The sequence below is a fragment of the Agrobacterium sp. AGB01 genome (assembly GCF_014851585.1).
Lineage (GTDB): Bacteria > Pseudomonadota > Alphaproteobacteria > Rhizobiales > Rhizobiaceae > Agrobacterium.
In genome coordinates, this window is the sequence record NZ_JACVAB010000003.1 from 218,221 (window position 1) to 236,205 (window position 17,985).

The 17,985-nt window shown below is 54.8% G+C and carries 15 protein-coding genes; 10 read left to right on the plus strand and 5 right to left on the minus strand.

What is annotated here, in order from left to right; translation table 11 throughout:
• The first annotated feature begins 83 nt into the window (after nucleotides 1-83).
• Complete coding sequence (locus IB237_RS12815) at nucleotides 84-2,228, plus strand: TonB-dependent siderophore receptor (protein WP_192489424.1); 2,145 nt, start codon at nucleotides 84-86, stop codon at nucleotides 2,226-2,228.
• 78 nt (nucleotides 2,229-2,306) lie between these two features.
• Here the strand turns inward: IB237_RS12815 and IB237_RS12820 are convergent, their stop codons facing one another.
• The 5 genes from IB237_RS12820 to IB237_RS12840 form a co-directional block, all read right to left on the minus strand.
• A complete protein-coding gene (locus IB237_RS12820) occupies nucleotides 2,307-3,359 on the minus strand; it encodes an ABC transporter ATP-binding protein (RefSeq protein ID WP_192489061.1) in 1,053 nt (350 codons plus the stop codon).
• A complete protein-coding gene (locus IB237_RS12825; RefSeq protein ID WP_192489062.1) occupies nucleotides 3,359-4,405 on the minus strand; it encodes an NAD(P)-dependent alcohol dehydrogenase in 1,047 nt (348 codons plus the stop codon). Before IB237_RS12825 ends, IB237_RS12820 begins: the two co-directional genes overlap by 1 nt.
• Before the next feature lie 7 nt (nucleotides 4,406-4,412).
• The gene (locus IB237_RS12830) at nucleotides 4,413-5,231 is read right to left on the minus strand and encodes a carbohydrate ABC transporter permease (protein WP_192489063.1); all 819 of its coding nucleotides are present in this window, start codon (nucleotides 5,229-5,231) and stop codon (nucleotides 4,413-4,415) included.
• Entirely contained in the window at nucleotides 5,228-6,091 is an 864-nt protein-coding gene (locus tag IB237_RS12835; protein WP_192489064.1) for a carbohydrate ABC transporter permease, read from the minus strand. The genes IB237_RS12830 and IB237_RS12835 overlap by 4 nt, the downstream gene beginning before the upstream one ends.
• A 67-nt stretch (nucleotides 6,092-6,158) precedes the next feature.
• Nucleotides 6,159-7,406, minus strand: a complete 1,248-nt coding sequence (locus IB237_RS12840) for a sugar ABC transporter substrate-binding protein (protein ID WP_192489065.1) — start codon at nucleotides 7,404-7,406, stop codon at nucleotides 6,159-6,161.
• A gap of 136 nt (nucleotides 7,407-7,542) precedes the next feature.
• On the opposite strand from IB237_RS12840, the gene IB237_RS12845 reads away from it, so the two are divergent.
• From IB237_RS12845 to IB237_RS12885, 9 genes are all read left to right on the plus strand, one after another.
• Nucleotides 7,543-8,481: an AraC family transcriptional regulator gene (locus IB237_RS12845; protein ID WP_192489066.1), complete on the plus strand. Its 939-nt coding sequence runs from the start codon at nucleotides 7,543-7,545 to the stop codon at nucleotides 8,479-8,481.
• 144 nt (nucleotides 8,482-8,625) lie between these two features.
• Nucleotides 8,626-9,354, plus strand: coding sequence for a TetR/AcrR family transcriptional regulator (locus IB237_RS12850; RefSeq protein ID WP_192489067.1), 729 nt, complete (start codon nucleotides 8,626-8,628; stop codon nucleotides 9,352-9,354).
• A gap of 132 nt (nucleotides 9,355-9,486) precedes the next feature.
• The gene (locus tag IB237_RS12855) at nucleotides 9,487-10,431 is read left to right on the plus strand and encodes a 4-hydroxy-tetrahydrodipicolinate synthase (RefSeq protein WP_192489068.1); all 945 of its coding nucleotides are present in this window, start codon (nucleotides 9,487-9,489) and stop codon (nucleotides 10,429-10,431) included.
• A gap of 10 nt (nucleotides 10,432-10,441) precedes the next feature.
• On the plus strand, nucleotides 10,442-11,221 hold the full coding sequence (locus tag IB237_RS12860) for an SDR family oxidoreductase (protein ID WP_192489069.1): 780 nt from the start codon (nucleotides 10,442-10,444) through the stop codon (nucleotides 11,219-11,221).
• A gap of 113 nt (nucleotides 11,222-11,334) precedes the next feature.
• Nucleotides 11,335-12,306, plus strand: a complete 972-nt coding sequence (locus IB237_RS12865; RefSeq protein WP_192489070.1) for a tripartite tricarboxylate transporter substrate binding protein — start codon at nucleotides 11,335-11,337, stop codon at nucleotides 12,304-12,306.
• Between the two features lie 25 nt (nucleotides 12,307-12,331).
• Nucleotides 12,332-14,692, plus strand: coding sequence for a molybdopterin guanine dinucleotide-containing S/N-oxide reductase (locus IB237_RS12870; protein ID WP_246787880.1), 2,361 nt, complete (start codon nucleotides 12,332-12,334; stop codon nucleotides 14,690-14,692).
• Nucleotides 14,692-15,150: a tripartite tricarboxylate transporter TctB family protein gene (locus tag IB237_RS12875; protein ID WP_192489072.1), complete on the plus strand. Its 459-nt coding sequence runs from the start codon at nucleotides 14,692-14,694 to the stop codon at nucleotides 15,148-15,150. Before IB237_RS12870 ends, IB237_RS12875 begins: the two co-directional genes overlap by 1 nt.
• Nucleotides 15,151-15,160: 10 nt before the next feature.
• A complete protein-coding gene (locus tag IB237_RS12880; protein ID WP_192489073.1) occupies nucleotides 15,161-16,660 on the plus strand; it encodes a tripartite tricarboxylate transporter permease in 1,500 nt (499 codons plus the stop codon).
• The gene (locus IB237_RS12885) at nucleotides 16,657-17,931 is read left to right on the plus strand and encodes an FAD-binding oxidoreductase (RefSeq protein WP_192489074.1); all 1,275 of its coding nucleotides are present in this window, start codon (nucleotides 16,657-16,659) and stop codon (nucleotides 17,929-17,931) included. The genes IB237_RS12880 and IB237_RS12885 overlap by 4 nt, the downstream gene beginning before the upstream one ends.
• Nucleotides 17,932-17,985 lie beyond the last annotated feature (54 nt).

Sequence of the window (17,985 nt, forward strand, 5' to 3'; positions counted from 1 at the left end):
GCACAGAACCGCTTCGGCAAAGGACTGCGAAAAGCACCCTGTTGGTGACCAGCAACAACAACGCCAACCTCTGGAATTTGGACATGCACAGCAAAAAAAACGGCAGCACAGGCAAACGGTCCCGTCTTCATTCTCGCAATGCTGCCCTTCTTGGATGCACGGCACTGATCGCTTTTTCGCCGGTAACATCGCTGGCGCAGGATACCGAAAGTTCGGGTACCAATACTGTTTTGCAAACCATTACTATCGATGGCGCCGGTGCGGATGATGACAGCAAATCCATTGTTGCCACCAAAACAACCAGTGGCGGCAAGATCGCCACGGACATCATGAACACGCCTGCCAGCGTTTCTGTGATCACGTCAAAAGAAATCCAGCAACGTGGCGCGCAGAACGTCGAAGAAGTGTTGCAGTACACCGCTGGCGTCACAACTGATTTTTACGGCTCAGACGACCGGTTTGATTATTTCAAGATTCGCGGTTTCGATGCCTATATGTATCGCGACGGCCTTTTGATCGGACGTCCCTTTGGTGGTCTCCGTGAAGAGCCTTTCGCATATGAACGCGTCGAAGTACTTAAAGGTGCCAACTCCGCAACATTCGGCGTTTCTGACCCAGGTGGTGCCGTCAACTACATGACCAAGCGACCCAAAAGTGAAAGATTTGGCGAAGCTTATGTGACCGGGGGATCTTACGACCGCGCCGAAACTGGGATCGACTTTGGCGACAACATCACTGAGGACGACACGCTATCTTATCGCATTACGGGCAAGGTGAAAAATGCCAATGCCGAGTTCGACTTCTCGAATGATGACGAGAAATTCTTCATGGGCGGCCTTACGTGGCGGCCAACTGACGTCACCAGCCTGACTGTGGTCTATGACCACCTCAATACCGATGGCGTACCGGGAAGTGGTGGCCATCCCGTCGGCACGGATTTCAGCAGAAGTCGTTTCTTCGGCGAGCCGGATTTTAATTATCGCGGTGTCAACAGAAACTCCTTGAGCGTCATGTTCGATCATGATTTTGGCTCAGGTCTGAGTTTCAGTACAAATGCCCGGTACAGTAATGCAAACACCGATTTTGGTTACGCATATATTGCGTCTACGCCGACCAGTGGCTCGACCATTGCCGAACGTGGGTTCTTTGCTAACGATTATTCAGATGAAAACTTCGTCATTGATTCCCATTTGCTATACGAAACAAGCTTCAACGATATCGACAGTAAGACACTGGTTGGTTTAACTTACAACACGCTATCCAGTACCAATATGACTTATTTCGAAGGTCCACCATCGTGGCTAGGTACTGCGCCAGGTATAGACTGGACCAACCCGATCTATAGCGGCCCACTTTCCTCTATCCCTCTGATAGAGCAATTAAAAAGTCACCAAGATACAAAGTCACTGTATATTCAACAGGATCTCACATTCCTAGATAAGGTGACTGCATCTGTTGGTTTGCGTAATGATTGGATGGACATAAATCAAAATGACATTCTAAACGACACGAGGTCTTCAGGCGATATAAGCGAGTTTACGTCTCGTTTCGGCCTCTCCTATAAATTTACAGAAGAATTTATGGCATATGCCAGTTACGCGCAGTCGGCCGTTCCGTCCTCCGTCCTTACCAAGGCAGAGCTGGGTGAACAGTACGAGATTGGTGTGAAATATCGGCCAGACAGTTTCCCAGCGCTATTCAGTGCCTCCATTTACGACCTGACACGTGAAGACTTTGCGGTTACGGATCCAAATACCCGCGTAGTAACAACGATAGGGAAGGCGCGCGTTCGTGGCCTTGATCTAGAGGCGAAAGCGGAAATCACCAACAACCTCAGCGTGACGGCCTCGTACTCATACCTCAACTCAAAAATTCTCGAGAGTGGTCCGCAAAGGACAGATGGCAACGAACTTTCTTTCGTTCCAAATCACACAGCCTCTGTTTGGGGTAACTATACGCTTGAAGGTAACGACACCATTGGCGACATGACGTTTGGATTGGGTGCTCGTTACATTGGGTCTTACTACTTCGACGATGCAAACACGCAAAAAACTGGAAACAACGTCGTTTTCGATGCGTCGTTCAACTACAAGATTCAGGAAAACACATCGCTGGATCTGAATGTCAGCAATCTGTTCGACAAGAAGTACGTCGCCTATGGCGGTTTTGGAGCAGACTTCTACAATCCGGGCCGGTCGTTCGCCGTCACACTGCGCCGAACCTGGTAACAAAATACCCCCACCTGACAAACCGTCTGGTGGGGGTAAACTTTTTAATGCCTGTTTTGCCGGGACTGGTGTAGTCGATCAGGCTGACAGACGTTGTCCACTCGTCGTATCGAACAGGTGCAGGTTTGCGGGATCGACGTCGAAGCCGATGTTTTGCCCCTCATTCAGGCGCGTTTCAGCTGGAAGTGCGACGCTGAATTCATGGCGACCATTCTTCAGTGTTACCAGACGTGTTTCGCCATGAAACTCGTTGCGATCAACTTGTCCACGGAAGGTTCCGGCCGTTTCGTTCAGGCGAAAAGCGCCAGGACGAATACCAACTGTCACAGCACCGGGGCGGACATTGAAAGGTGCGCCCAAGTTGACTGTATCACCAGCCAAAACGCCATCTGATGCCTGTAGCTCCAGGAAGTTCATGTTCGGCGTACCGATGAAACCTGCTGCAAACAATGTGGCAGGCGTCTGATAGATCTCCTCTGGCGTACCCATCTGTTCGATATGACCATCCTTCATCAGCACGATGCGATCAGCCAACGTCATCGCCTCAAGCTGATCATGCGTCACATAGATGCTGGTGGTTTTCAAGTCATGGTGCAGACGGGCGATTTCAACTCGCAGGCTTCCGCGCAGCTTGGCGTCGAGGTTTGAAAGCGGCTCGTCAAACAGAAACACTTCCGGTGTCTTGATCATAGCACGCGCAATCGCCACGCGTTGCTGCTGACCACCGGAGAGCTCTGTCGGTTTGCGCGACAGATAGACGTTGAGCCCCAGCGCTTCGACGACCGGTGCCAGACGTGCGTTGATGGCATCCTTTGCAACTCCCGCACGTTCAAGACCGAATACGATGTTCTCGCGAACGGTCATGTGCGGATAAAGCGCGTAGTTCTGGAACACCATGGCAATACCACGATCACCGGGATCGCGGTCATTCATACGCTGACCGCCGATGAGAAGATCGCCGCCAGAGATATCTTCCAGACCGGCAATCATGCGAAGCATGGTGGATTTTCCGCAGCCCGACGGGCCGAGGAACACCACGAATTCATGGTCATTGATCGACAGGTTGAAGTCTCGCATGACTTCAAGCGAACCATAAACCTTACGGATGGAACGGCATTCGACTGTAGCCATCAGCTCGTTTCCTTATCCAGCACGATTTGCAGCTTCACATCTTCAGGGCGCCCTTCGGCAGCCCGCTCAAAAGCGGCAATCGATTGATCGAAATTATATGTGTCCGAAACGAGCGGCTTTAGATTGACCTTGCCAGCAGCAATCAGCGCCAGTGCACGGTCAAAGACGTTTGCGTAGCGGAACACGGTCTCGATACGGCACTCACGGGCGCAGGCTGCAGCAATATCGAAAGGAACCGGCTCCGGCGGTAAACCAACCAGAACGACAGTGCCGCCCGGACGCACGACCTTGAACAGGTCACGTATGGCAGCAGGTGCACCGGAGCATTCAAACACGATGTCTGCGCCCCAATTTTCTGTCGCCTCATTCACCGCGCTGACAATATCTTTTTCGCGCAGATTGATGCCGGTGATGCCTTCATAGGTCTCAGCCAACTTCAGCTTGGTTTCGGACAGGTCCGAAATCAATACGCGCGAGCAACCACCAGCCAGTGCCGCCAGAGCAACCATGATGCCGATGGTGCCGCAGCCCATGACAACGGCTGTATCGCCGGGCGTGATGTGGGCGCGGGCAGCCGCCTGCATACCAACAGCAAAAGGCTCGACCATCGCACCTTCCGCGAAGGAAACATTGTCAGCCAGCTTGTAGGTGAAACCGGCAGGATGCACGGTCTCCGGGCACAGAATGCCGTGAACAGGCGGCGTCGCCCAGAAGGTAACGGCAGGGTCGACGTTATAGATGCCAAGGCGCGATGCACGCGAGATCGGGTCAGGAATGCCAGGTTCCATGCAAACGCGGTCACCGACTTTGAGATGGGTGACGTTGGCACCAGCCTCAATAACCGTACCGGCGGCCTCATGACCGAGCACCATTGGCTCGTTGACCACGAAATCACCAATACGACCATGTGTGTAGTAGTGCACATCACTGCCGCACACACCAACCGTATGCAGGCGAATACGGACGTCATCCGGTCCCATGGTCTGGGGCAGATCGATATCGCGCAGGTTCAATTCGCCAACGCGTTCCAGGACAAGTGCTTTCATTGAATAATCAACCCTGATTTTGTTTTTTCGAGAATGCGGCATTCAGACCGCCCGCCAGCAATCCAAGCAGGATAAGAGGGGGCAGGGACAAAAGAACGACGGCAGCGTTTAGAATACCCCAGGGCACATTCATGCCGAGCTGGGACATTTCGGATGCGATGATTGGCAAGGTTTTCGCATTGGATGTGGTAAGCATCATTGCCAAGAGGAACTCATTCCAGACGAGCACGAAAGAAAAGGCGATCGCGCCGAAAATCTGGAACCGGGCAATTGGCAATGCCACGCGGAAGAATGTCGCATAAGGCCCAAGCCCATCGACCCGGGCCGCTTCTTCGACGTGAATGCTCACACGCTCAAAGGCAGGAACGGACAACCAGATCGTAATCGACGCTGTAACGATCAGATAGGTTACGATCAGCGACAGGCGTGAATCGTAGAGACCGAGGCCCAGCCAGATCACCAGCATCGGAATAGCAATCGCGACGGGCGGCAGGAAACGCAGCGACAGAACAAAGAACTGCGCTTCTGCGGTCAGCCGGTTCTTGAAGCGGGCGATCACATAAGCCGCGGGAACGCCAATGATGGCACCGATCACCACGGCCGACGAGCAGATAATGACCGAGTTGGTCAAAGCCCGTGCCACAGAGCGACGGTTCAACACGTAACTCATATTGTCCCAGACAGGCTGGAAAAACAGCTTTGGTGTACTGACCAGCAGATCCGCATTGGTTTTGAACGCATTCAGTAGCGTCCAGAGAAGCGGCAGGACGACAAACGCCGCAGCAACGATCAGCACCAGCCGAAGGAGAATGGTGGAAATCTTCATCGGTTCAACCTCTTCCAGGTAAAGGTAAAGGTTACGACTGTCAGCACCATCATGATGACCGCCATTGAAGACGCATAGGAAATCTTGCCGGATTCAATAAAGCCTTGCGAATAGGCATACATATCGAGCGTTTCGGTTGAAATGCCCGGACCACCTCGGGTCATGACATAGACAAGATCGAAAGAGCGCAAGCTTTCAATCGCTTTCACCAGCAGAAGACTGATCAGTGGCGCCTTCAACATCGGTAATGTCACGAAGCGGTGAATTTCCCAACGGCTTGCCTTGTCAATGCGCGCAGCTTCGAGCGGTTGCGGCGGCAGAGATTCCAGCAACTTCAAAATGATAACCGCGAAGAACAATCCCCATTGCCAAACATCAACGAAGGCAACAGCCAGAAGGGCACCCCAAGGTGTCGAGAGAATATCAGGGGTGCTGCCCGTCAATTCACGCACCGGCCACGTCAACGCACCGTAAAGCGGATGAAAGCCGAATTTCCAGACGAATGCAGCACAAACGCGCGGCAACAGAACCGGAATGATGAAAAGTAGACACAGCACATTGCGCATGCGCGGTCCAGCAGCTTCAAACATCGCAATACCAAGTCCGATGCCTGTCAACATGGTCAAGCTGACGCTGATGACTTCCCATTTTACCGATACCCAGAGGGCATTGAGAAAACGCGCATCCGAAAAGAGAGCAATGTAATTTGCAAACCAGATGTAGTCGGCCACTGGTTGGGATAGTGTCCGGTTCTGCAAAGAAATATTGACCGCATAGACCGTGGGCACCAGTGCCAGCACGACCAAGATCAAAAGGGTCGGCCCCAGAAATACATAGGGCAGTGAACGTCCGCGTCGCATCACAGCAGATCCTAGGCTGAAAAGATGGGCGCGCATGAAAGCGCGCCCTGTTTTTGATTATGCAGCATCAGAGCTTGCGGGCGAAGGCTTCAAGTTCGTCCAGAGTGCCCTTGATATCGGTACGGCTGCCGGTGATCAGCTCTTCGAGCATGATGCCCCACTGATTGCCCAGCTCCTGCCAGCGAGCATCCTGCCAGAACGTCACCTGCGTGTGCTTGCCGGTCTCTGCCATCGCGTCAGAAAGGTTCTGACCGAATGTCTTGGCATATTCTGCACTCTGGTAGGTGCTGGTTCTGGTCAACTCACCCGGCTGACCGGCAGCGAGACGGCGAGCTTCCTGTTCCTTGGAGGTCGCCCATGCAACAAACAGACCGGCGCAAGCCTTTTCCTCATCCGTCGCATTTGCCTTGGAGGCCACTGCGAAACCATGGGCATAACCAGCGCCTGGCAGTGGAGATGGTGGAACGGAGAATGCAACCTTGTCGGCAACCTGGCTCTGCGCCTTGTCGACGGACATGCCGCCGAGTGGTGCGGATTCTACCAGGATAGCAACCTTGCCAGCGCGGAAGGCGCCGGTGGATTCATCCCACGAACCGGTCTGAGTGCCTGGAGCGGAATATTTGAACAGATCAAGATATGTCTGCGTGGCCTTTACAGCTGCTTCGGAGTTGAATGCAGGCTGACCATCCTTGAACCATTCACCGCCATTGGCCTTAAACAGTGGCATCCAGCGCCAGACATTGGCACCCGAACCGCGCTGACCACGCAGTGCCGTACCGTAAATGCCATTTGCCGGATCGTGCAATTTTTTCACGGCGGCGAGATATTCGTCCCATGTCTTAGGTGGCTGAATGCCAGCCTTTTCGAGCAGGTCGATGCGATAAACCATCAGGTCGCCGCCGCCCTGTACCGGTGCAAACCACTGCTTGCCGTCGTAGGTCGCAGCAGCGCGCATACCTGCGTCGAAGTCGTTGTAGTCATATTCAGCCGGATAAAGGCCATCAAGCGGTACAATCCAGCCGGAAGATGCAAAGAGTGCTAGGTTTGCCTCATCAACGTAATAAACGTTGAAGCTACCAACGGTCGATGCATCGGCTTGCGACTTGGCGCGGCGGTCATTTTCATTCAGATAGCTGATTTCAAAGCCTGCACCGGACAGCTCCTCGAACTCATCAACATAATCTTCCAGCAGCGTCAGGCCGTCACGTGGCTGTGCAAGAATACGGACATCCGCGCTGCACTGGGCAGCAAAAGTATTGGACGCAGCAAAAAGCGCAATCGCCGCACAACCAGTGCGGAGTAAAGTCTTCAACATGATTTCCTCCCTCAGAAGCTGCACTCCTGTACAGCCCACGCGCCTATTTTCGAAAAACATTGGTTGGGAACTAGTTGGCTTTTTACCGTTAACTGATACTATTTTGACATTATCACGCCAATGATGAGAGATACACATGCGTATATCATCAGATTTTCCCCACTCGGTGTCAGATACCTATACTGCGACGCGCGAACAAATCATTCTTCCGGACAACATGTCCTACCTCATCCGGCGGGATGATTATCCCAACCCGATCTGTATCTGGAACTATCATCCGGAGTGGGAAATTCATTACATCTCTGACGCTGCGGGTTTTGCTTATGTCGGCGACTATGTCGGCCCGTTCAAACCGGGTCACCTAGTTCTAACCGGGACCAACCTGCCGCATAACTGGATCACCCCCGGCGCCCCAAGCCTGCCGGGTCGTGACCTCGTTTTGCAATTCGATGCGGATACGTTGATGCAGGCCCGCGCCATCTGCCCAGAACTCGACGTGCTGCACCGTCTGAAACCGATGTCTCGCAGAGGCATTGAAATTCTAGGGTCGGAAGCCATTGATATTGGAGAGATGATTGTTGAATTAAATAGCCGAAAAGGCTCAGTTGGCTTGGGATTGTTTCTAGAAATTCTGAACGCGATCGAAGCTGCACCGCGCAAGCGTGCATTGGCGACAGAACATTTCATATCGCTCTATGGCGAGTTATCCGACAAACGCCATCGCCGCATTGACCAGGCAATTCAGATTTTGCAATCCAGACCTGATACACAAATGCATGAGGTTGCCGAGACTGTGGGGCTGGACCCTTCGGCATTTTCCCGCGCATTCAGACGACTGACCGGCATGACCTTCTCAACCTATATTCGCTCGGTGCGTGTGTGGCGCGCCCGTACCTTGCTTGCCGAAACCGAGATGCCGATTACCGACATCTGCTTTGAAGCAGGCTTCAATAACCTGTCCAACTTCAACCGTTATTTCCGGATGGAAACAGGGTTGACGCCGCGTGACTACAGGACGGCATCACGCATTCGCAACAAGTCGATCGTGCCTTCACCCGAGATACGGACAAAATAACATCTGGCCCAGAACTTATACGCGGCACAAATTTTTCGTCGAATTATGGGGGTCGCACCTATTTGTTGTAACATGCTACAGAGCATTCAATAGAGAGGGCAATTCCGATTCCGGGTGCCAGACGGAACGAGAGAGCCAAAATAGATGGCAAAAAAAGCCAAGACTCCAGCGTCATCCAATGGGCCGATCGAGCGTACCGAGGATCCGCGCGAGCGTATTATTGTCGCAGCACGCGCCGTTTTCATCGAACAGGGCTTCGATCTGGCAACCGTGCGCGAGATCACTCTGCGCGCCGACGTTAATGTGGCCGCCATCAATTATTACTTCGGCTCCAAGGATGAACTGATCAGCGAAGTGCTGAGTATCATGATGGAGCCCTATACCACTGCGCGTATCGCCGCACTGGAGGCCTGTCAGAAATCGGCGCATCCAAACCTGCCAACATTGCAGGATGTTGCCGAGGCGCTGGTGCGCCCGATGGTGCAGTTCAGCCGCGATGCCGTTGGTGACCGTCCGCTGATCCGAATGATCCAGCAGGTTCGCTCGCGTCCAAGAGAAATCACCACACGGTTTTTTTTGCGCCGCGTCGACCCAGCGGTGTTTCGTTTCATCGATGCCTTCGGTCACGCCGTACCTTCGCTTGAGCGTCGTGACATTTTTTGGCGCTACAATTTTGCCATCGGCTCCGTCATGCAGGTGTTGACGGATTCAGACCACGCAACCTACCGTCTCAAAAACCTGTCCGGCGGTCTTTGTGACACTGACGATGATGAGCAGATCATCGCGCAACTGACCACATTCGTCTGCGCCGGTTTCCTGGCACCAGCTGTCAAAATCACGCAAAAAGACGCAGTCCTCGCTCAGCCGGAATAGTTTTCTATTTCTGATAATATATTGAGCAAACCATGCTGCATTCATGGGCATTTTGACCATTTATAGTCGTTGACTGAAATGGATTTAAAACTATGTTTGAAACATTGTTTATTCTCCGATGGAGCAGCCTCAATGTCCTCAGCAGCCAAGAAAATTACCGGTTCTTTCGTCGCGCTTATCACGCCATTTGATCGCTCTGGCGCTGTCGATATCGGCGCGTTCCGTGAACTGCTGCAGTTCCATGAGGCCAATGGCACCTCTGCGGTCCTCATCATGGGCTCGACCGGTGAAGTGTCGATGCTGTCGCAGGACGAAAAGCGCAAGATCATCGTCGAGACCTCAAAGATGAAGTCCGAGAAGATGCCAATCTTCTTTGGCTGCACGGGCAACAACACCGACACCACAATCGACAACGTCAAGTTCGCCAAGGATAACGGTGCCGATGGCGCGATCCTCGCCGCCCCAGCCTATATCTGCGCACCAGAAGCCGACATTGAGCGTTACTTCCTTGAGATCGCTGATGCAACAGACCTGCCACTTGGCCTTTACAACAACCCGCCACGCGTCAAGAGCGACCTGCATTGGGACCACCTGCTGCGCATCTTCAAGCACCCGAACTACGTCATTCACAAAGAATCGACGGCACGTGTTGGTCAGGTTGCCCAAGTTCTCGCGGCACGCCCAGACGTTTCGGTCATGTGCTGCGACAGCCCCAATCTAGGCCTTGTCGTTCCGACAATGAGCCTCGGCGGCCACGGTACGGCCAACATGGGCGGCAACATTGCGCCTGCCGAAGTGGCCGTCATGTCGCGTCCATGGACCAGCTACACCGAAGCCGAAGGTTTCCGCGACAATTACCTGCGCCTGCTTCCGCTGCTGCACTACAACTACTCAGCCATCAACCCGGTTGCCGTAAAGTCGCTTATGAAGGCCGTTGGTCTGCCTGCTGGTGAATTGCGCCGTCCGCTGACCGGCCTCGAAGGTGAAGCACTGGCACGCGGCGTTCGCATCGTACAGGAACTTGGCCTCGACAAGGTGTACGGCTGGAAGATCAACACTGCAGCTCTCGCCGCCTAAGGAGAGACAGATGGACCTCGGGATTTCTGGCAGAAAAGCTCTCGTCACCGGCGCAAGCCGTGGCATGGGTAAAGCAGCGGCGATGACGCTTGCACATGAAAATGTGGATTTGACGATTGTTGCCCGCACTGCGGAAACGCTCGAGGAAACGGCTGCGGAAATCCGCTCCAAGACCGGCGCCCGCGTCACGACCGTTGCGGCCGACATCACCAGTGCCGAGGGACGGCAAGCCGCGCTCGCTGCATGCCCCAACCCGGATATTCTGGTCAACAATGCCGATGGGGAATTGCCTGGCGATTTTCGAAACTGGAAACGCGAAGATTGGCTGCGCGGCATGGACCGCATGATGCTGACGCCGATCGACATGATACGTCTGACTGTCGATGGCATGATGGACAGGGGTTTCGGCCGCATCGTCAATATCGTATCCCGCAGCGTCAAGATCGCACAGCCAGAACTTGGCCTGTCGAATGCTGCGCGTTCTGGCTTGGTGGGCTTTGTCGCTGGCCTGGCGCGCCAGACCGTCAGTCACAATGTGACGATCAACAATGTTCTTCCCGGAATTATTGCCTCGGATGGCCAGCGCGAGCATGTCAGAGTACTGGCAGAGCAAAGTGGCCGCCCGTTCGATGACATCTGGAAAGAACGGGCCTCACAGAACCCGGCCGGTCGTTACGGCGATCCGGACGAGATCGGCGCTTATATTGCATTCCTGTGTTCAACGAAGGCCGGTTTTGTTACCGCACAAAATCTGCTCGTTGACGGAGGTCAATACCCCGGAACCTACTAGGGTTTCGGCACACCCCATTCTACGGTAGCTGACAAGCCACCGCACTGTTTAACGCTGCGCATTTCCGCAGCGAACGTACATCTGTATCCTGAATTCAGAAGGAGCCACCAGACATGAAAAATATTGGATCATTGCTTCTTGCCGCATCGCTCGCTGCCATCTCCGGTGGCGTTGCCGTTGCACAGGAATTCCCTGCACGCGCAATCAGCATCGTTGTGCCATACCCACCAGGTGGCGCCGTTGACGGTGTAGCCCGCGTGCTTGCCGCTGAACTGTCTGAATCAACAGGCAAGACATTTGTCGTTGATAACCGCGCCGGTGGTGCAGGTGGTGTTGTTGGCTCCGCAGAAGTCGCCAAGGCAGAGCCGGATGGCTACACACTGCTTCTCAATGCATCGATCCATGTGGTCACACCGCTGATCAACAAGAACGTGCCGTTTGACGTTCTCAACGACTTCACCCACATCGCCGGTATCGCCGCAGGTCCGCTGCTGGTCGTTACACCGACATCCACAAAAGCCAACACTCTCAAGGAGTTCTTTGAAGAAGTGAAGGCTGATCCGGAAGGTTTCAACTTCGCAACATCGAGCTACGGCTCTGCTGGCCACCTTGCAGTCGAAGTGCTGAAGGCACAGGCTGGCGTTGATACTGATGTCGTGACCTATAAGGGCGCAGGTCCGGCTCTTACCGATCTGATGGGTGGTCAGGTTCAGCTGATGGCTGACCCGATGCTGTCGTCGCTGCCACACGTTAAGGCAGGTCGCCTGAAGGCTCTGGCTGTTACCAGCCTCAAGCGTTCGGCTCTTGCTCCAGAAATCCCGACCGTTGAAGAAAGTGGCATGCAGCCACTGGACATGGTGTCCTGGTACGGCGTGTGGGCACCCAAGAACCTTGATCCGAAAGCTACCGAATACCTCGACGCAGCAGTGTCCAAGGTCGTCAACTCCGACAAGTTCAAGGAAAAACTCACTGTGTTCGGTTTCGAGCCGATGTATAAGAACAGTGCAGACCTGAAAGCTTTCGTTGTCGACGAAACCAAGCGTTATGGCGAAATCGTAGATTCGGCTGGCATCAAGGTCGAGTAAAATGAGCAAGGCTCCGGTAAACCTCATGAAAAATAAGGATTTTTCGGAGCCCTCCCGACAGCGGAAGCTTGTCGGGAGCCATTGGGGATTTTACGAACATGACAGCAAGTCCGGAGGCCTGAAGCCTTTTCGTGAAGATCCGGATCCGGCCATGTTCGGCACGGAACTGACGCAAGATCGGCTGTCGCCGTCGCGCATCCTCAGGCCCGCAATACGGCGCTCCTATCTCGAACATGGCCCAGGAACGGACCATGGTCGACGGGGCGCCGAACCATTTGTCGAAGTATCCTGGGACGAGGCTCTTGACCTCGTCGCCTCGGAGATAAGCCGTGTCCGGCAAACCTACGGCAATGGCGCGATTTTTTCAGGTTCCTACGGGTGGTCGAGTGCAGGACGCTTCCATCATGCGCAGAGCCAGCTCAAGCGTTTCTTCAACATGGCGGGCGGCTCGGTTCGCTCCGTTCAGACATACAGTTACGCAGCGGGTGAAGTCATTCTTCCGCATGTCATCGGCAACCTGAACGGTCTTGTCAGCGGCCATACGCCGTGGGGACAGATTGCCGGGCATTCCGAATTTATTGTGATGTTTGGCGGCACCCCGTTGCGCAATGCGCAGGTTAATGCCGGTGGCATCACACGCCATACCGCACGCAGTGCACTTCTTGCCTGCCGGGATTCCGGTGCACGTTTGCTGAATATCTCGCCGGTGCGCGATGATACAGAAGCCGAATTATCTGCCGAGTGGCAGCCACTTAGACCCGGTACCGACACCGCATTGCTGCTGGCATTGTCCCACACGCTGATCGCCGAGAATCTGCACGACCAGGATTTCCTTGCAAGCTACACAGAAGGCTTTGAGACATTTCGCGCCTATCTGATGGGTGAGCAGGATGGTATCGTAAAGAATGCCGCCTGGGCCAGCACGATAACCGAAGTAGACGCAGCAGTGATTTCGGATCTGGCGCGGATGATGGCCAGAAAAAAGACCTTTATCATGATGTCGTGGTCGCTGCAGCGGGCCGATTACGGCGAGCAGCCCTACTGGGCGGCAATTGCGCTCGCAAGTCTGTTGGGCGGCATTGGTTTGCCTGGTCAGGGTTTCGGTTTCGGTTATGCCTCAGTCGGCAGCATCGGCCAGCCCGCATCACCGATCAACTGGCCATCCCTGCCTCAGGGCAAAAACCCAATCACCGACTACATCCCGGTCGCCCGTATTGCAGATATGTTGCTTAATCCCGGCACCGAATACGACCATGATGGCACCCGTCGTACCTATCCGGATATCAAGCTTGTCTATTGGGCTGGCGGCAATCCATTCCACCATCACCAGGACCTCAACCGTCTTGTCGAAGCGTGGCAAAGGCCTGACACGATCATTGCGCATGAGCACTGGTGGAACGCCCATGCGCGCCATGCGGATATCGTTTTTCCGGCATCGACGTTCATGGAACGCAATGACGTCATCGCCAGCGGTCGTGACAGCTTTATCGGCTGGTCTTCAAGCCTTGCAGCGCCGCCTGAGGGCATTGTGACCGACCACGAAATCCTGCGGCGCATTGCAGGCCGACTGGGAGTAGAGGCAGAGTTCACCGAAGGCCTGAGCGAGGACCAGTGGCTTGAGCGCCTGTATGGTCAGGCATGCGTGAACGCGGCCACACGTGGCATCAATATGCCTGATATAGAGACTTTCCAGAATACCGGCATCGTCGAAGTGGCAGCACAGTCCCCGGAACGCGCGCTGCTTGCAGATTTCAGAGCCAACCCTCAGACGCATCCACTCCGCACACCGTCAGGCCGCATTGAACTCGGCTCACAGACCATTGCCGGCTTTGCTTATGATGATTGCCCCGGACATCCGGCATGGTTCGAACCGAAGGAATGGCTGGGATCACCGGTTGCACAGCAGTTCCCACTTCATCTTTTGTCATGCCAGCCGCATGACAAGCTGCATAGTCAGTGGGACCATGCCAAACCGTCGCGTCGTACCAAGGCTTCAGGTCGTCAACCTGTGCGTATCCACCCGAAAGATGCTGCAAAACGAAATCTGGCAGATGGCGACACAGTCACGATCACGAGCCCACGCGGGGCATGCCTTGCGAGCGTTTCGATAACGGACGCTGTGAGGGAAGGGGTCGTGCAACTTGCAACTGGCGCATGGTTTGACCCATCCGACCCTTCCGTTGCAGGTTCACTGGAACTGAACGGCAACCCGAATGTCCTCACGGCTGATCACGGCACCTCACGTCTGGCACAAGGGCCAAGCCCCAATTCGTGCCTTGTCGAAATAGCGCGTTTTGATGGTATCGCACCACCAGTCCGTGCCTACCGACCGGCGGATCTGGTCCCAGATCCGCGCAAGACCACCAGAAGAAACGAGGTAAGATAATGTCCTCACGTCTGAATACCGAATTACTCTCAGGTCTGCTGTTCATATTGATCGGCAGTCTGTTTCTGATTGGCAGTCTCGATTTGTCGTTTGGCACACTGCGCAGAATTGGCCCCGGTGGCTTTCCAGCGATGGTCGCAGTTGGCGTTATCATCATGGGGGTGATTGTTGCGTTGAAAGGCATCAGGATGGGCACGGCTGGTGAGGCCTTGCGCGTCAATCCTTCGCGCGTCGTCATCATCATCGCCTCTATCGTGATATTCGGCCTTACGGTTCGCGGCGCTGGCCTGCTTATATCCGTCGCGCTTTGCAGTCTGATTGCATCCTTCGCGTCGCGTCCGTTTCGGCCAATTGCCATGGGGCTGTACGGCCTGTTTCTGGGTGCGGCGTGCAGTGCCGCATTCATCCTAGGTTTGGGCATGCCGGTACGCATTGTCGGTCCGTGGTTCGGTTACTGAGGAAAGACCAATGGAAACAATCAACGCTCTTCTCCTCGGTCTTGATCAGGCTATCATGCCGGTCAACCTTTTCTGGTGTCTGATTGGCGCCTTGCTCGGCACACTGGTCGGCGTTTTGCCCGGCCTCGGACCTGCAGCAACCATGTCGATCCTTCTGCCATTCACCATCGGTCTCGAACCGGTGACATCGCTGATCATGCTGGCGGGCATCTATTACGGCGCGCAATATGGTGGCTCCACCACAGCGATCCTCTTGAACCTGCCGGGCGAAGCATCATCGGTGGTCACAGCGATTGATGGTTACAAGATGGCCCGGAAAGGCCGCGCTGGTGTGGCTTTGGCGACCGCTGCTATTGGTTCATTCTTTGCCGGTACGGTTGCAACGTTGCTATTGGCACTGTTTGCGCCAGCGCTGGCTGAAGTCGGTCTGCTTTTCGGTCCAGCTGAATATTTCTCACTGATGATCCTCGGCCTTATCGCCTCAATCGTTCTTGCGCGCGGATCGTTGCCCAAAGCCCTGGCGATGGTATTCACTGGTATTCTGATCGGCATGATCGGGCAGGACGTGCAGACGGCTGCACCGCGTTTCATGCTGGGCTACGAAGAGCTGGCAACCGGCGTGAACTTCGTGGTGGTCGCCATGGGCCTTTTCGGCATTGGTGAGCTGATCAAGGACCTCGAACACACAGAAAACCGAACCGCGATCAAGGCGCCATTCTTTTCCATGTTGCCATCGCGTGAGGATTGGCGCCGCATGGCCGCTCCGATCTTGCGCGGAACAGGCATTGGCTCTCTGCTTGGTCTTCTTCCCGGCAGTGGCGCACTGCTTGCAGCCTTTGCCGCGTACGCGATTGAAAAACGCGTTGCCAAACCACCGGAAGGGTTCGGTAACGGCGCTATCGAGGGTGTTGCCGCACCTGAAAGCGCCAACAATGCGGGTGCGCAAACATCCTTCGTACCCCTTCTGACGCTTGGTCTTCCGGCAAATGCCGTGATGGCACTGATGTTCGGTGCGCTTATCATGCAGGGTATCGCACCAGGCCCGACCCTTATCAGCGATCACCCGCAAATCTTCTGGGGCGTTATCGTCTCCATGTGGGTCGGCAACTTCATGCTGCTGGTCCTGAACCTCCCACTGATCGGCATCTGGACAAAACTGCTGACGTTGCCGTTCCAGTACCTCTATCCTGCGATTATTGTGTTCTGTGCCATCGGTGCGTTTTCGCTTGGTAACTCGGTGTTCGACCTGTGGCTTTTAGCGATCTTCAGCATTCTCGGATATATCTTCACCAAGCTGGATTGCGACGCTGCGCCGTTGGTCATGGGCCTTATTCTCGGACCGATGCTGGAGGAAAACTTCCGTCGCGCCATGTTCCTGTCACGCGGTAGTCTCAGCATTTTTGTCGACAAGCCAATCTCTGCTGGTCTTCTGGTGGCCGCCGTTGTCGTCCTGGCATTGATCGTGCTGCCGAAATTCGGCTCGGTGCGCAAGGAGGCGTTCCAGGAATGACCTCGCATGTCGTCGTTATCGGTGCAGGCATTGTTGGTGCAGCAACCGCTATTGAATTGCTGAGAGATGGGCATTCGGTTTCCATCATCGAACCGGAACAGCCGGGCGGGCGTCAGGCATCGAGTTATGGAAATAGCGGCTGGTTGAGCCCGGCCTCGATTATCCCCATGTCGATGCCCGGCCTTTGGAAAAAAGTACCCGGTCTCATCGCTGACCCCAACGGCCCGCTGATTATTCGCTGGCGCAATATCCTGCGTCTAGCGCCATGGCTTTTGCGCTTCGTATCGGCTGGCGCTACCGTTGCCAAAGTTGAACGAACAGCCCGCATCCTGTCGTCGCTGCTGCATGACGCACCGGCGCGACATGAAGCGCTTGCCAAGGAGGCTGGACGTTCTGATCTGATTGTCCGGAAAGGACTGATCTACACCTATCCCGACAGGGCCATGTTTGAATCCGAAGCGCTTGCATGGCGCTTGAGACGCGACAATGGCGTTGTCTACCGCGAGCTTTCATCGGACGAACTGCATCGGTTGGAACCGGCACTGTCAAAAGCCTATTCCTTCGGCGTACTGGTAGAGCAGGGTGGGCATTGCATCGATCCCGGCGGATATGTCGGCTCCCTCGTTGACCATGCAGTAGCGCTCGGGGCAAAACGGGTAAGGGGCAAGGCAATCGGTTTTGATATATCGGCTGGTCGCTTGAAAGGTGTGAAAACAGACGCCGGCAGCATCGCCTGCGATCGAGCGGTGATCGCCGCTGGCATCCACTCCAAGACACTGGCTGCCGAAGCCGGCGACAAGGTCCCGCTGGAAAGCGAGCGCGGTTATCACGTGGTCATTCCGCATGACGTCGTAACAGGTGCGATGCCGATCATGCCTGGTGATGGGAAAATGGGAAACAACCCGACATTGGCGGGTCTTCGCATTGCCGGGCAGGTGGAATTGGCAAGTACAGCCACGTCACCGGACAAGAGCCGCGCCGACATTCTGCTTGGCCATGCCAAACGTGCCTATCCAGCTCTGACAAAAGCCTTTGATGAAAAACGTATCGACTGGTGGATGGGTCATCGCCCGTCAACGCCGGACGGACTGCCGGTCATCGGCCCGTCCTCTGCTACCAGTGACATCATTTATGCATTCGGGCACGGCCATGTTGGTCTGGCAACAGGCCCGGCCAGTGGGCGCATCGTCGCTGATCTCATATCAGGTAGACCAACCTCGCAGCATATCGCAGCCTTTGCGGCATCGCGTTTTAAACGTATTTTTGCCTGAACGTAACAAACAAAAAATCCCGCACGACATTATCGTGCGGGACAAAATGATCGA